11 protein-coding genes, 1 tRNA gene and 2 pseudogenes are annotated in these 14,681 nt (G+C 52.1%); 7 read left to right on the top strand and 7 right to left on the bottom strand.

What is annotated here, in order from left to right; genetic code table 11:
• Positions 1–420, top strand: a 420-nt coding sequence (locus AC07U6_RS01700; protein ID WP_494764780.1) for an integrase core domain-containing protein, incomplete at its 5' end; no start/stop codon positions are given.
• 1 nt (position 421) lies between these two features.
• Positions 422–559 (top strand): putative zinc ribbon protein, encoded by a 138-nt coding sequence (locus tag AC07U6_RS01705; protein ID WP_494761107.1) that lies wholly within the window; start codon positions 422–424, stop codon positions 557–559.
• Positions 560–647: 88 nt separating this feature from the next.
• On the opposite strand, the gene AC07U6_RS01710 is transcribed toward AC07U6_RS01705, so the two are convergent.
• The 5 genes and pseudogenes from AC07U6_RS01710 to AC07U6_RS01730 form a co-directional block, all read right to left on the bottom strand.
• Positions 648–1,505 carry a hypothetical protein gene (locus AC07U6_RS01710; RefSeq protein ID WP_494761108.1) on the bottom strand — a complete coding sequence of 286 codons (858 nt, stop codon included), beginning with the start codon at positions 1,503–1,505 and terminating at the stop codon, positions 648–650.
• Between the two features lie 200 nt (positions 1,506–1,705).
• Positions 1,706–4,216 carry a S8 family peptidase gene (locus tag AC07U6_RS01715; protein ID WP_494761109.1) on the bottom strand — a complete coding sequence of 837 codons (2,511 nt, stop codon included), beginning with the start codon at positions 4,214–4,216 and terminating at the stop codon, positions 1,706–1,708.
• Complete coding sequence (locus AC07U6_RS01720) at positions 4,194–5,234, bottom strand: AAA family ATPase (protein WP_494761110.1); 1,041 nt, start codon at positions 5,232–5,234, stop codon at positions 4,194–4,196. The genes AC07U6_RS01715 and AC07U6_RS01720 overlap by 23 nt, the downstream gene beginning before the upstream one ends.
• A 303-nt stretch (positions 5,235–5,537) precedes the next feature.
• Positions 5,538–6,768: pseudogene (locus tag AC07U6_RS01725) on the bottom strand (tyrosine-type recombinase/integrase).
• 163 nt (positions 6,769–6,931) lie between these two features.
• Positions 6,932–7,026: transfer RNA gene (locus AC07U6_RS01730), tRNA-Sec, on the bottom strand.
• A 178-nt stretch (positions 7,027–7,204) separates the two neighbouring features.
• On the opposite strand from AC07U6_RS01730, the gene AC07U6_RS01735 reads away from it, so the two are divergent.
• Positions 7,205–7,747 carry an isochorismatase family protein gene (locus AC07U6_RS01735; RefSeq protein ID WP_494761111.1) on the top strand — a complete coding sequence of 181 codons (543 nt, stop codon included), beginning with the start codon at positions 7,205–7,207 and terminating at the stop codon, positions 7,745–7,747.
• 1 nt (position 7,748) lies between these two features.
• The gene (locus tag AC07U6_RS01740; protein ID WP_494761112.1) at positions 7,749–8,672 is read left to right on the top strand and encodes a GlxA family transcriptional regulator; all 924 of its coding nucleotides are present in this window, start codon (positions 7,749–7,751) and stop codon (positions 8,670–8,672) included.
• Here AC07U6_RS01740 and AC07U6_RS01745 read toward each other — a convergent pair.
• A complete protein-coding gene (locus AC07U6_RS01745; protein ID WP_494764404.1) occupies positions 8,669–9,664 on the bottom strand; it encodes an acyltransferase in 996 nt (331 codons plus the stop codon). The genes AC07U6_RS01740 and AC07U6_RS01745 overlap by 4 nt on opposite strands.
• 243 nt (positions 9,665–9,907) lie before the next feature.
• Here AC07U6_RS01745 and glyQ point away from each other — a divergent pair, with 243 nt between their 5' ends.
• The 3 genes and pseudogenes from glyQ (at position 9,908) to AC07U6_RS01760 (ending at position 14,059) form a co-directional block, all read left to right on the top strand.
• Complete coding sequence (gene glyQ, locus AC07U6_RS01750; RefSeq protein ID WP_494761113.1) at positions 9,908–10,819, top strand: glycine--tRNA ligase subunit alpha; 912 nt, start codon at positions 9,908–9,910, stop codon at positions 10,817–10,819.
• Positions 10,820–10,828: 9 nt separating this feature from the next.
• Entirely contained in the window at positions 10,829–12,898 is a 2,070-nt protein-coding gene (gene glyS, locus AC07U6_RS01755; RefSeq protein WP_494761114.1) for a glycine--tRNA ligase subunit beta, read from the top strand.
• 133 nt (positions 12,899–13,031) lie between these two features.
• Positions 13,032–14,059 (top strand): annotated as a pseudogene (locus tag AC07U6_RS01760) (NAD(P)-dependent alcohol dehydrogenase).
• A gap of 49 nt (positions 14,060–14,108) precedes the next feature.
• On the opposite strand, the gene AC07U6_RS01765 reads toward AC07U6_RS01760, so the two are convergent.
• Positions 14,109–14,405, bottom strand: coding sequence for an HTH-type transcriptional regulator (locus AC07U6_RS01765; RefSeq protein WP_494761115.1), 297 nt, complete (start codon positions 14,403–14,405; stop codon positions 14,109–14,111).
• Between the last annotated feature and the right edge of the window lie 276 nt (positions 14,406–14,681).

Here is a 14,681-nt window from a genome sequence, read left to right on the forward strand (position 1 = left end):
AACCGTGAAGCTCTGGCTATCGAAATTGACCTGAATATCCCGGCGCAGCGGGTCGTGCGGGTGCTGGACAGAATAGTGGCAAACCGTGGATATCCACTGAAGATGCGGATGGATAACGGGCCGGAACTGATATCACTGGCTCTGGCACAATGGGCAGAAGAGCATGGCGTGATGCTGGAATTTATCCAGCCAGGCAAACCGACGCAAAACGCATTTATCGAACGGTTTAACCGAACGTACCGGACCGAAGTACTGAATTTTTATCTGTTCAGAACGCTGAATGAAGCACGGGAAATCACAGAACGCTGGCTGAATGAATATAACAGTGAGCGGCCCCATGAATCCCTGAATAACCTGACGCCGGAAGAATACCGGCTGATGGCCGAGAACACGGAAATCTCAAAAAGTGTGTGGAACTAAAATGGGTCTGCTTACAATACGAGTCAATACGACACTAAGAAAATGGAGTTATACTTGGTGTGGACATCAGTACTACGGGCAAAAACAGTGCCCTAACTGTCATGAATGGATATATGCACTGGAGATTGATGCCGAGTGATATAGCTACTCAGAGAGGGGAGCTCCAACTATAGGGCAGGATCGTCCACTAGGCAGGGTTAGCCCAATCTTCTGCCCCCCTGATAAAATTATCCCCTTTCATTAAGCAAATTGTTTAGCCGGGAGGATAACTCTTGGATCATCTTGGTAATCCCTTCTGAATTTGCCAGATAGAAAATGACCCGTAGGTGCCTCAAATCAAAAGGGACGTCATCTATATGTTGGGCCAGCAATATCACCTTTTTACCCAGAGTGTGAGCAATACCTGCTTCATAAAAAACATTAGGGTTCTTTCCTGAAAGGTCACAAATCACAACTGATGATTGGCAAATTAGTGACACAACATCCTGAATAATCGAATCATGTTCCCAGATATCATCCGCACGATTACAACGCAGCCCCATATGCTCCGCAAGATCGCTGATAGCTTTGTATACAGGGGTAAAATTTCCTGCAAACGGCATCATTACAGAAATTCTTTTTTCATCGAGTAGCTGTAGGGAATCAATATTAAATACACTTGGCTTAGGGGCATTGCTCATACCATTGCGTAGCAGAGCCTCAAACAAATCCGCATGGTGAGCAGCCCAATGGGTACGAAAAAACTGCGTTTTATTTATACCAAGTTCAGGAGCAAGTGACCGCAAAACTTTGATTGGTACTAAAGGTAATGTCTGATCCCATGACCATGATAGGGTAATCTCGTCTCGCCCGCTACTTACGACATTTGTGATCCGACCAATACGAGCTGGGTCATCGTCTTCGCTCCCTGCTTCACTCATAAAAACAGCTGGATAACGAGCTATCTGAGCTATCTCAAATTTCCCCTGTGGACGAAATTGTTGGACCAGCTCTTCAGAGGTAAACTCGTTTATCGTTAATGAGCGACTCCCCCACAAATTATTGTTATTTTTCCAACCGGAACCTTTAACAAGTAAATGAAACATCCAAGCCCCCTCTATCGGTAGTGTTACTATCAGTAAAATACCAGATGTCAGTCGATATCCAGTAAAACTATCTGACCCTGACCCCGAATATGCTCCAGTCATAATCAGGAATAACCGGGTCCAATGTTATAAATAAGGGACCCCTAAGATTCCATTTTTCCCGGTTCTGAAATCGGTAAGAATGATGTTAACTACTTGTTCTAGGTACTTGTTTTAACAGAATTCTCTACCAGATTCTCAACCATAGATTCCACCGTTGCATACAGATCGACATCGGTTTCCGGGGCATGGATAGAGATGACCAGACTGTATTTAGCCTCTGAGTCGTAACGTTCTAATGCGCCCCGGGTTCTCCACCAACCCTGAGCAGGGTAAACGGCCAGGTAGCCACAGTTAGCCAGCTCGGCAGCAGGGCCTCGCCAGATATCCTGATGTAACGACCCCTTATGCCTTTGTGTTGCCCCTAAAAGCCAGTTGTCATCGTTTCCGGACGTGCTGTGACCGTTTTCTTCAGCTTCGGCCGCTGCATTGATGCGCGTTTCAAATTCATCTAATGACTCCGTTTGCCTCTTCATAGCAAAGCGCAACCGGTGAGAAGGATAGTGAAATTTTGATGCACCTCCGCGCGCAGATGGATTTGGCTCGATAAAGTAGGATAGGGTAACCCGCAGTTCAACCTGCGTATTCTGGAGCGTTTGTAGTTGTTCCAGCGGCCAGGGTAAAGCATGCAAGTTAAGATCGCAGGTTTTAATCCCTTTGCGGGTTTTGTGGTATGGCTTTAACGTATCTTCAGCGACCAAAGACAAACTGTTTTTCACGCTCCAGAGTGCACGATCGACATCAGGAGCCCCCCATCCACAATGACGAATAAGCTGCGCGTAACTGGCTTTATTGCGGACCGGATACATGCGCAGCATCGCTGGTGTCCATTGCGCAGAGTGCGTGATTAACGCGCGTATTGTTTCAGGACGATACGCCGGGTACTGACTCATTAATTGTGCGGCCATTCTGGCACACATCGCAGAGGCGGCACTGGTCGCATTGGTTGTCCAAAACTGGCGGTGCGGCGATGAACTGGTCGTCAGCAGCTCTAAACTGGCAAAGTTATCGACGAACTCTGTATTGGAAGCCGCATTGCCTCCTTCAAAAACAACGTCGGGTTTGAACGGCCAGACAGAATCCCATCCACTTGATGTCGTCGTAAAAGGACTCAATGCACCTTGTTCAGCGACAGGATTAAAATGGGGTTCATCCAGCTCGACTTTGTTCGTAAATGCGCCAACGGTGAGTGCATTCCATGACTGCCCCGGATCGTGAATTTGGTTAACCGAAAGGCTGGCTGGATAGCTTCCCCAATGGTCGCGATCCAGAATGTTTCCAGCAGAGAGAACAAACAGGCGAGGAAAAGGTTCGTCGGCTAACGCATCGACGGCCAGTGAGTCAACCATTGATGACCATGCCGAAGGGCGGCCAAAGTCACGGTAGGCTGTTGCGGTTACTGCAGAGCTAAAAATACGTCTGCGTTGACCATTAAGGATTTCGGGGCGCGTTACTGCGGAACTGAACAGATAAGCATGCTGTTTTGCGTTACCTGCATTGGCACCATGATTAGGTGTGAGCTTCACGGATTCCAGACGATGACTAACTGCAATCGCTTCGGTTGATTGCATCGCGTCAAACATATCACCATAAATGGCAACGCCCGCTAATCCAGTGCCATGATTGGCCGTATCATTCGTACCCCACGCATCGTTTACCGTAAGGGTATCTTGCTGATGCAGTACAGGTAAAAGCATTGCATGGCCACGGTTAACGCCAGAGTCTAGCAGACAAATATAAGGAACATCCTCCCCCGGGGATGGGACTTGCAAGCGTTGAAGTGCCTCATCAACCCAGAGCTGTTGTTCCGAAGCTGGTAAACCTTCGAAAAATTCAGTGGTATCTTTCGCTCGCCTTAATTCTGCTACACAGTTCAACAACATATTGGCTCGCGAGAATTGCCGCTGAGAGCCATACATCCAAGTAATTGTTCGTTCAGGAAAGTCGACTTTGTGTTCACTGACGAGGCATCCCGTTTCATGGCTGATTCGGTGAAAGTCAGTCACAACGGCGTTTCTGTTATCTCTGACGGGAAGCCAGACCTCCCACCAAAATTCTTCATCCAGATTTTCGGGTAACAGGCGTGAATCGTCCGTCCATAAAGACTTTATTCCTGCAAGGCGTATTGCTGAGAGCGTATTGATAAGACTTTTGTGGTCTGCGGGAACCCCGTCTGCGCGGCGTTTTTCGTCTAAATAGTCTTCAAGGTATTTTTCAAAGTGGGCAATTTTTCCATCCGGAATAAATACGTTTGCGGAGGTAATTTCCTCTTCTTTATGAATACTCAATACTTCAATATGGCGGGCTTTATTTTTGCCAATCTCACTGCCTAAGCTTTCAAAGGCCAGGGCGACATCGGGTTGCCCCACGAACTCAACCTGCACACCGAAACCACTGATCAACTGGAGACCTTCCTGTCTCGAACGAGCCAGTGAATACATTCTTTTAACCAGCTGCAGCTGTGTTTTTAAGGTTTGTCCGTGTGCCTGGCGATCACGTTGAGGCAATGCGATGGAGCCGCCTCCACCAAGAGAATGTGCTGTATAGGATTGTGTAGTGGACGTTTTCGGAAGAGTAATATGGAGCCTTTTATCGTTGGTTTGTTCCGTCATAATTTAACTTATGTTTTTCGTTAATGGATAACTTATTGCTGATTAAACGACGTTCTTCTAAGGCTTGTTTTAGAAGATTGGGATCAACCTGCATGCAGTCGTTCATGATGGCATCTTTAATCGATTCATCGACCGCTCTGCATATCTCGGCATAGCTTAAACCTGCGACCTGCTTTTCTAATCCATTTTTACGGAAGGGCTTAGGTGCAAACGGACCTAAGCGGGACTTTATCAAATCAAGCGCTTGCTCTAACGTTGGTAAGTGGTACTCAATTATGTCATCAAAGCGTCTGAACAATGCGTAATCCAGAATTTCCGCATGGTTTGTTGCAGCAATGATGATGCTGTTAGAGTTGTCTTGCTCAATCATTTGCAGAAAGCTGTTAAGCACACGTCGGATCTCACCAACATCATTTGCAAGGCTGCGTTGAGAACCAATGGCATCAAACTCATCGAAAAAATAAACGCCGCGAATATCTGCGATGGCGTCAAATACCTGACGCAGCTTAGCGGCGGTTTCACCCATAAATTTGGTAATCAGGGCGTCAAAACGTACCTGAAACAGGGGGATACCCAGCTCGCCAGCCAGTGCGGATGCCGTCATGGTTTTCCCTGTCCCCGGAGGGCCAACAAGCAATACTTTGCGTCTCGGGGAAAGACCGTGTTCTTTGATTCTCGACATCATTCGCTGTTCGCGAACAAGGCGCTGAAGCTGAGAGTGAGCCGAATCATCCAGCACGACGTCAGACAGGCGAAATTCGGGCTGGCTAACATTTAGCAGGTTGCCTAAGTCGGTACGCTTTTTTGCTGCGTGGGATAAAGGAACCAGCTTTCCCGTGCTGTCATTGGCAAGTTTTGCTTTGGCTTTATCCAGCATATTCAGCAGCTCTTCTGCTAAACGCCCGTGGCCTTGCTTTGCTTCGTGCGCAGCAACCTGCATAGCCACTGAATAAAAATGGCTATCATCGCGACTGATGTGCGATTTGATGAGTGCTTTTAGTTGCTCTGCGCTTGCCACGTGGGTAACCCTGCTTTTGTGTCGTAAAATTGACTTACATGTACTTGACAGTCTAGCAATTAAGCAATGATGGAGTAAACGTAATCATCCTCGCTCTTTTAGCTTTTGAAGGGTTACTGTTGACCTTCTCCTTGTTGATTAACACATTGTGATGTCAACAATGTTCACTTTTGGCACAGAGCTGTCGTTGCATTGACTACTTGAACTCAAATCAAAGAGCAGAATGCAAAGTAAATCACTTTGAATAAAAAAAAATAAATACATCAAACTCTAGCCATCTAGACGGCTATTTAATTGTTATATTTACCCTGTAACACACTTTTTCACGGCAGCCCCTCTCATCCTAAGTTCATCAATAAAATCCCCGTACCACTGCATCATTTCCCTTCTTCCCTCCAGATACTGTGCATGGTTGTATGTGCCGCGAATTGCGTTCTTATCCACATGTGCAAGCTGAGTTTCAATCCACGCCGAGTTAAAGCCCTCCTCATGCAGAATCGTACTCATCGTATGGCGGAAACCGTGTCCTGTAAGCCTTCCTTTATATCCCAGCAGCTCTATCACCTGATTCACACTTTCCTTTGAGATCGGTTTCGTTCGATCATTGCGTCCGATAAATACTAATGGATACTGCCCGGTAATCGGTTTAAGCGATTCAAATAGGGCCATTACCTGGTCCGATATTGGAACGATATGAGGTCGCTTCATTTTCATCACCTCGGCAGGAATTTCCCAGAGTCGTTTTTCAAAATCGATATCTTCCCATCGAGCAAAACGTAGCTCCTGAGTTCGTACTCCCGTCAGCATGATGATCTGTGTTGCTGTTTTTGTGATAACACTACCGGTATAGCCTGAGAGGTCTTTAAGGAAGTGTGGTAACTCCTCTGTAGAGAGGAAAGGAAAATGAGTTTTCTTTGGTGTTGCTAGGGCAGTTGCAAGATCCGGCGCTGGATTATATTCGGCCCTGCCTGTGACTATTGCGTAGCGAAACACTTCACCACAGCGTTGACGAACTTTGCGCATTTTCTCTAACGCTCCGCGCTTTTCCATGCGACGGAGTGCTTCCAGTAATTCCATTGGTTTGATTTCAGCAATAGGGCGCTTGCCGATATAGGGGAAAATATCTTTCTCAAAGGTATCAATGATTTCATCGCGGTAGCGTAATGACCAGCGATCGGCTTTTGAGTGATGCCACTCGCGAGCGATAGCTTCGAACGTATTCTCAATGTTGAGCTTTTGGGCTAGTTTCTCTGCTTTCTTTACTTCTCCAGGATCACTTCCCACAGCTAATGCCTTTTTAGCTGCTTCTCTTTTGTCACGAGCCTCTGCAAGTGATACTTCCGGATAAACACCAAATGCCAGCCGTTTCTCTTTACCGCCGTAGCGATATTTTAATCTCCAGTAGCGAGAACCACTGGTTGTTATCTCAAGATAAAGCCCACCGCCATCAGATAACTTGCAGATAACTTGCAGATAACTTGTAAGGCTTTTCTTTCGGTTTAGCAGTATCAACTTGACGGGCTGTTAACTTCATTGGGGGCACCTCAAAATGGGGGCATCTTTTATGCCCCCCATAATGCCCCCAGAATGTACTTGATTCTGGTAGACATCAGTTGACATCAGGAGAACATAACTGATTGCAATAGCAGGTAGTATAAGGGATTTATTGACTGTGAGGGAATTCAGGGGAGGCTAATTGGCGGAAGATCACAGGAGTCGAACCTGCCCGGGACCGCTGGCGGCCCCAACTGGATTTGAAGTCCAGCCGCCTCACCGGAGACGACGATCTTCCCTCTCAATACAGAAGAGCGGCGAGTATATCATCGGTGATCCCCTTATAAAAAGAAGGGCTTCATTAAATAATAATGTCTGATGTCCTGCAGGGGCAGTATCGTGTCCGTTTCTGACCTTCTTTCATCCCCTTATCCTTGCCATCATAGGGTTATTCCCCCCAGGCAAGGAGTCCTAAAATGACCGATACCGTTTTACTGGTAATTGACGCGCAGCAGTCGTTCTATCATCGTGGCTACAAACAAACCCCGGAAACGCCCGCGTTTGAGCAGGCGCTGAACAGGCTTATCGCGGGCTGTCAGCAGAGAGAGATCCCGGTGGTGGACGTGCTGCATGTCGAAGCAGAAGGGCCGTTTTCGCTGGCGTCCGGCCTGGTGGTTCGCCTGCCATTTCTTACTCATCAGGCCGCGCACGCTGTGAAAAAAACGGTACATAATGCGCTGACGGAATCCGGTCTGCTACAGTGGCTGGAGCAGCGGCAGGTAAAGCACGTGATCGTGAGCGGTATCCGTACCGAGCAGTGCTGTGAAACCACCGCGCGCGTGGTGTCGGACCTCGGCTATTGCGTGACGTTTGTCACGGAGGCGACGCTGACGTTCCCCCTTACCCATAACGGCATCACGCTCAGCGTGGCGGATTTGCGCCACCGTACCGAAAGCGTGCTGATCGATCGCTTTGCCGCGATCTGCACGGTGGAGGAGTGCCTGCAGGAGCTTGCATAACATGACGATTCCGGTGTGGTTTTTGACCCTGCCCGGTGTGATGACCCTCGATCTGACCGGCCCGGCGGAGACGCTGAAGCTGGCCGATGGGGCGTTCAGCCTGCACTATATTGGCCCCGATGAAACCGTGCTGAGCTCCACGGATATGGCCATCAGCCGCATTCAGCCGCTGCCAGAAATGTTGCCCCCCGGCAGTCTGTTAGTGGTGCCGGGCGTGCAGGACTCCTCGGTGTGGTTTGACACCCCGCAGGCGGTTGCCGCCCGTAACTGGCTGATGCGCATTCAGCCTGCCATTCATGCCCGCCATATCAGCCTGATCTGCGTCTGCTCCGGTTCGCTGCTGGCCGCCCGCGCCGGGCTGATGTACGGCGTGGAATGCACCACTCATCATGAAGTTATCGCACGGCTGAAATCCGCCGAACCTGCGGCTATCGTGCGGGAAAATCGTATATTTATAGAAGATCGCGGTATCTGGACCAGCGCGGGCATTACCGCCGGAATCGATCTGTCGCTGCATCTGATTAACCGCCTGTGCGGTTCGCAGATGGCGCTGAACGTCGCGCGGGAAATGGTGGTCTATTTCCGCCGTTCGGGGGATGATCCGCAGCTTTCGCCGTGGCTGCGCTACCGCAACCATATGCATCCGGCCATTCACCGCACCCAGGATCTGCTGATCCAGCAGCCGGAGCAGGAGTGGTCGCTGGATGATATCGCCGAGCGAGTCCACGTTAGTGCGCGCCATCTGACGCGGCTGTTCCGCCAGCATCTGGGCATCAGCGTGCGTGAGTATCACGAGCAGCTGCGGCTGGCAATTGTCCAGCAGCGTCGCCAGCAGGGCGAAGGCAGCGAGCAGGCGGCGCTGGCGGCAGGGTTCTCCTCCTCCCGCCAGCTGCGCCGCGCACAGCAGCGCTGGCAGGCAGACTAGCTAACCAGGTGATGTTTATCGATGCGCTGCAGGCCAATAGCCAGCAGCAGGCTGCCGCCGAGGGTGATGGCAAACACCAGTGGGATGTCGATCAGCGGATGGTCGGTATTATCCAGCCCGTGGGTGCGCATATAGTGGATAAACAGCGCGTGGAAGCCGTAAATCGGCAATGAATAACGTGAAATGGTGGCTAAAATCGGCAAAGGACGGTTGTTTAGCGTGTTTTTAAACAGCACCAGCAGACTGACGGCGGCAATAAACACCGCCGGGCCGCAGTAGAGATACCACGTATCGGAGAAGGCGCCGTTAATGGCGAACTGGCGTTTGGTGCCGAAGGCAATCACCAGCACGCAGACGATAAAGGTTATCGCCGCCAGCCAGCTGACGCCCGGTCTCTCCGTTTTCATCGTGCCAATGGCTCGACCGGTCAGCGCGTACAGCAGATAGTAGATGGAATCCCCGTTAATATAGAGGTTCACCGGCAGCCAGTGAAAACGAGCGATCGAACCGTCAACGGTATTCGGATTCGCCAGTACCGCCAGTACCAGAATGACAATCGCCATATAGCCCGCGCTGACCGGCTTCACCTGAATCAGCGGTGAAAACATATAGATGGCGATAATCGCAAAGAAAAACCACAGGTGGTAAAAGATCGGTTTTTGCAGCAGGTTTTTCAGTGAGGTGACTTCATTAATTGGCGTCAGCAGGGTGATATAGACCAGCGCAATCGCACTGTAAAACAGCAGGCACAGCACCACGCGCAGGAAATGGCGCTTCTGCGCGCTGCGTTCGCCAAAAAACAGGTAGCCGGAGATCATAAAGAAGATCGGCACGCACACCCTGGATGCCGAATTCAGCAGGTTTGACAGATCCCAGCTGTGCTTGCCGACCGACATCCCGGTGGTCACGTACCAGGTGGTGGTGTGGATCATTATCACCATCAAACACGCTACCGCGCGCAAATTATCTATCCAGCCAATTTTTTGCATTATTTCAACCTGTTTGCCGGGAAAAAATCCGTATCGATGCCCGCTAAGCCTGGCCAGGGGAACGAACTTCAACAACCCGACGAGCAAAAACTCGGAACAGGACGAATAAAATGTGTGGCGTCGCCGACAAAAGCAGCGAATTCGATTAAATCCCCGCCGTTATCATTACCATTTTGGTAATCAACCCGGTCAAAGGGTATACTGACGCCCACTTTTTTAACCACTCGTATCGCGTGCGAAATCAACATGCAAAAGTTTGATACCAAGACTTTCCAGGGCCTGATCCTGACCTTACAGGATTACTGGGCGCGCCAGGGCTGCACCATCATCCAACCGCTGGATATGGAAGTGGGCGCTGGTACTTCTCACCCGATGACCTGCCTGCGGGCGCTGGGGCCAGAGCCAACGGCGGTGGCCTACGTGCAGCCGTCACGCCGCCCTACCGACGGCCGCTACGGTGAAAACCCGAACCGCTTACAGCACTACTACCAGTTCCAGGTGATCATCAAGCCATCGCCGGACAACATTCAGGAGCTGTACCTCGGCTCGCTGAAAGAACTGGGTATGGACCCGACCATCCACGATATCCGCTTCGTGGAAGATAACTGGGAAAACCCAACGCTGGGTGCCTGGGGCCTGGGCTGGGAAGTGTGGCTGAACGGCATGGAAGTGACGCAGTTCACCTACTTCCAGCAGGTTGGCGGCCTGGAGTGCAAGCCGGTTACCGGTGAAATCACCTACGGTCTGGAGCGCCTGGCGATGTACATCCAGGGCGTGGACAGCGTTTACGATCTGGTGTGGAGCGACGGTCCGCTGGGTAAAACCACCTACGGTGACGTGTTCCATCAGAACGAAGTGGAGCAGTCCACCTATAACTTCGAATACGCCGACGTCGATTTCCTTTTCGCCTGCTTCGAGCAGTACGAGAAAGAGGCGCAGAGCCTGCTGGCGCTGGAAAAACCGCTGCCGCTGCCTGCCTACGAGCGTATTCTGAAAGCCGCACACAGCTTTAACCTGCTGGATGCCCGCAAAGCCATCTCCGTCACCGAGCGTCAGCGTTATATTCTGCGCATCCGCACCCTGACGAAAGCCGTGGCCGAAGCCTACTATGCCTCCCGCGAGGCGTTAGGCTTCCCGATGTGCAATAACAAGAAATAAGAGGCAGCCATGACTGAAAAAACCTTCCTGGTGGAAATCGGCACCGAAGAGCTGCCTCCGAAAGCCCTGCGCAGCCTTGCCGAGTCCTTCGCGGCTAACTTTACCGCTGAACTGGATGCGGCGGGCCTGGCCCACGGCGACGTGAAGTGGTTCGCCGCGCCGCGCCGCCTTGCGCTGAAAGTCGCCAACCTGAGCGCCGCGCAGCCGGATCGCGAAGTAGAAAAACGCGGCCCGGCGATTGCCGCCGCGTTTGATGCCAACGGCGTGGCCACCAGGGCCGCTGAAGGCTGGGCGCGCGGCTGTGGTATCACCGTCGATCAGGCTGAGCGCCTGAGCACCGACAAAGGTGAATGGCTGGTGTACCGTGCCAAAGTGACCGGTGAAAGCGCGCAGGCGCTGCTGCCGGCGATGATCGCCACTTCACTGGCTAAGCTGCCGATCCCGAAACTGATGCGCTGGGGCGCGTCTGACGTGCAGTTCGTGCGTCCGGTGCATACCGTGACCATCCTGCTCGGCGATGAGCTGATCCCGGCCACCATTCTGGGTATCGATTCGGCGCGTACGATTCGCGGCCACCGCTTTATGGGCGAGCCGGAGTTTACCATCGACAACGCCGACCAATATCCCGCGATTCTGCTGGAGCGCGGTAAAGTGCAGGCGGATTTCGAAGCTCGTAAAGCCACGATTAAAGCTGATGCCGAAGAAGCAGCCCGTAAAATCGGCGGCGTTGCCGATCTGAGCGACAGCCTGCTGGAAGAAGTCACCTCCCTGGTGGAGTGGCCGGTGGTGCTGACGGCGAAGTTTGAAGAGAAGTTCCTCGCGGTTCCGGCTGAAGCGCTGGTGTACACCATGAAGGGCGACCAGAAGTATTTCCCGGTGTACGACACCGCGGGCAAGCTGCTGCCAAACTTCATCTTCGTGTCGAACATTATCTCGAAAGATCCGCAGCAGATTATCTCCGGTAACGAGAAGGTGGTGCGTCCACGCCTCGCCGACGCCGAGTTCTTCTTCAATAGCGACCGTAAACGTCGTCTGGAAGATAACCTGCCGCGTCTGGAAACCGTGCTGTTCCAGAAAGAGCTGGGTACCCTGCGCGATAAAACCGACCGCATTCAGGCGTTGGCCGGCTGGATTGCTGCACAGATCGGCGCGGATGTGAATCACGCCACTCGTGCCGGCCTGCTGTCCAAGTGCGACCTGATGACCAACATGGTGTTCGAATTTACCGACACCCAGGGCGTGATGGGCATGCACTATGCGCGTCACGACGGCGAAGCCGAAGACGTTGCGGTCGCGCTGAACGAGCAGTACCAGCCGCGTTTTGCCGGTGACGAGCTGCCGTCGAACCCGATTGCCTGCGCGCTGGCGATCGCCGATAAGATGGATACTCTTGCCGGCATTTTCGGCATTGGTCAACATCCGAAAGGCGACAAAGATCCGTTTGCTCTGCGCCGTGCCGCCCTGGGCGTGCTGCGTATTATCGTAGAGAAAAACCTGCCGCTGGATCTGCAAACCCTGACGGAAGAAGCGGTGCGCCTGTACGGCAGCAAGCTGTCTAACGCCAGGGTGGTGGATGAGGTTATCGACTTTATGCTGGGTCGTTTCCGTACCTGGTATCAGGAAGAAGGCCACAGTGTGGATACCATCCAGGCCGTGCTGGCGCGCCGTCCGACCCGTCCGGCGGATTTCGATGCCCGCATGAAGGCGGTATCCCACTTCCGTACGCTGGAAGCGGCTGCCACGCTGGCCGCTGCCAACAAGCGCGTCTCTAACATTCTTGCCAAGTCCAGCGAGCCGCTGAACGACAGCGTGCAGGCCGTTCTGCTGAAAGAGAATGAAGAGATCAAGCTGGCCACCTATGTGTCTGCCCTGAGCAGCAAGCTGCAGCCTTATTTTGCAGAAGGCCGCTACCAGGAAGCGCTGATCGAGCTGGCTGAGCTGCGCGAAACGGTGGATAACTTCTTCGACAAGGTGATGGTAAATGCCGACGATCGGGCGGTGCGTATTAACCGTCTGACCCTGCTGGCTAAGCTGCGCGAGCTGTTCCTGCAGGTCGCGGATATCTCCCTGCTGCAGTAAGTAGCTACCATAAGAGGCGGGCCATCGGTCCGCCTTTTTTATCGTACAGACACGCTGCCTTACAAATCCGCCTTGCCCCTCGCGCACCATTTCCTTACCCTGTGCGGTTTTTGCCATTCAGGTTAAGACAGTTATGCAATCCTTTGGATACGCTGTAAAGGCAGCCAACACCCCGCTCGAACCCTTCGAATTTAAACGCCGCGACCTGCAGGCCGGTGATGTCCATATCGATCTGCGGCGTGTGCCACTCTGACCTGTATATGGCGCGTAACGAATGGGGAGTGAGCCAGTTCCCGCTGGTACCGGGCCGAGATCGTTGAGCGCGTTGTCGCTACCGACAGCGACGTTACCGCGCTTAAAGCGGGCGATTTGGTTGGAGTGGGCGTGATGGTCGATTCCTGCGGTCAGTGCCACAGTGGCGAAGAGCAGTACTGCGAAGAAGACTTTACCGCAACCTATAACAGCGAAGAGAAAACGATCGGCGGTATGGCCTTCGACGGCTACTCTGACAGCATCGTGATGGGCAGCAAATTTGTGGTCTCCGTACCGGATAACCTGGAGCTGAGCGCGGTCGCGCCACTGCTGTGTGCGGGCGCCACCACGTGGTCACCGCTGAAGCACTGGAATGTACAGCCGGGCCAGCGCGTGGGAATTATCGGGCTGGGTGGCCTGGGCCATATGGCGGTGAAGCTGGCGAGTGCGTTGGGAGCCGAAGTGGTGCTGTTTACCACCTCACCGGCGAAAGGTGCCGACGCCCTGCGTCTGGGGGCCAGCCGGGTGGTCGTCTCGAAAGATGAAGCTGAGATGGAGATCGTGAAGAACAGTCTGGATATGATCCTCGACTGCGTGGCCGCGCCGCACGACCTCGACCCTTACCTCAACGCGCTGAAAACCAACGGCCACCTTGTACTGGTGGGCATTCCTGACTCGCCGCACAAATCCCCGAACGTGACGCCAATTGTGTTTAAACGCCTGAGTATTTCCGGCACCTCGATCGGCAGCATCAAAGAAACCCAACAGATGCTCGATTTCTGTGGCCAGCACAATATCGTGTCGGATGTTGAGGTGATCGGCCTGAATCAGGTTGAAGATGCGTTTGAGCGGATGCTGAGGGGTGACGTGAAGTACCGTTTTGTGATTGATATGAAAGCGGGACGCTAAGATTTTCCTGCATAAAACCCGCCCTGGCGGGTTTGTTTTTTTAGCTCTTTTATCTTTCCAGCAACTGTCGTCCCAGATACGGATTCGAATGAATTAACTGCATCAGTTTCTGCGCGCTGCCCGACGGTTTGGTACGTTGTGCTTCCCAGCTTTTCACCGATGAAACACTGACGCCCATTGCCAGGGCAAACTCATCAATCTGCATGCCGCTAATTTCCCTGATCCGTTTTGGTTCGGGCATGGTTACTTCACTTTCTGTCATCGCACCAGCCTGCATCACATCACGCGTCAACACGATCTGCTCCAGGCTGGAGAGTAATTCAAACATTGGATCTTTTGTTTCCATAAGTACACACCTCATTAAACTCACTTAATGTGAACAACCAGAGGAGTAGAGCCTCAAGCTCAGGCTCAGAATACTGGCGGACATCAACCGCTGGAAAACTGCGAGGCAGCACAGGGAAACGCCAGGAGTTTAAGTATTAGACTAATCCTGGTGATTCAGATCATATTTTTTAATTATTTTTCTGTTTTGCTTTGCAAAAAATAAAAGGTGTTACCTCAGTCGCCTTAAATGTCATTGGCTTAGGTAGCATAAGCAGTGCTTACCTGTCACAGTCCT

The organism is Erwinia sp. GW821-FHT03D09, assembly GCF_059420805.1.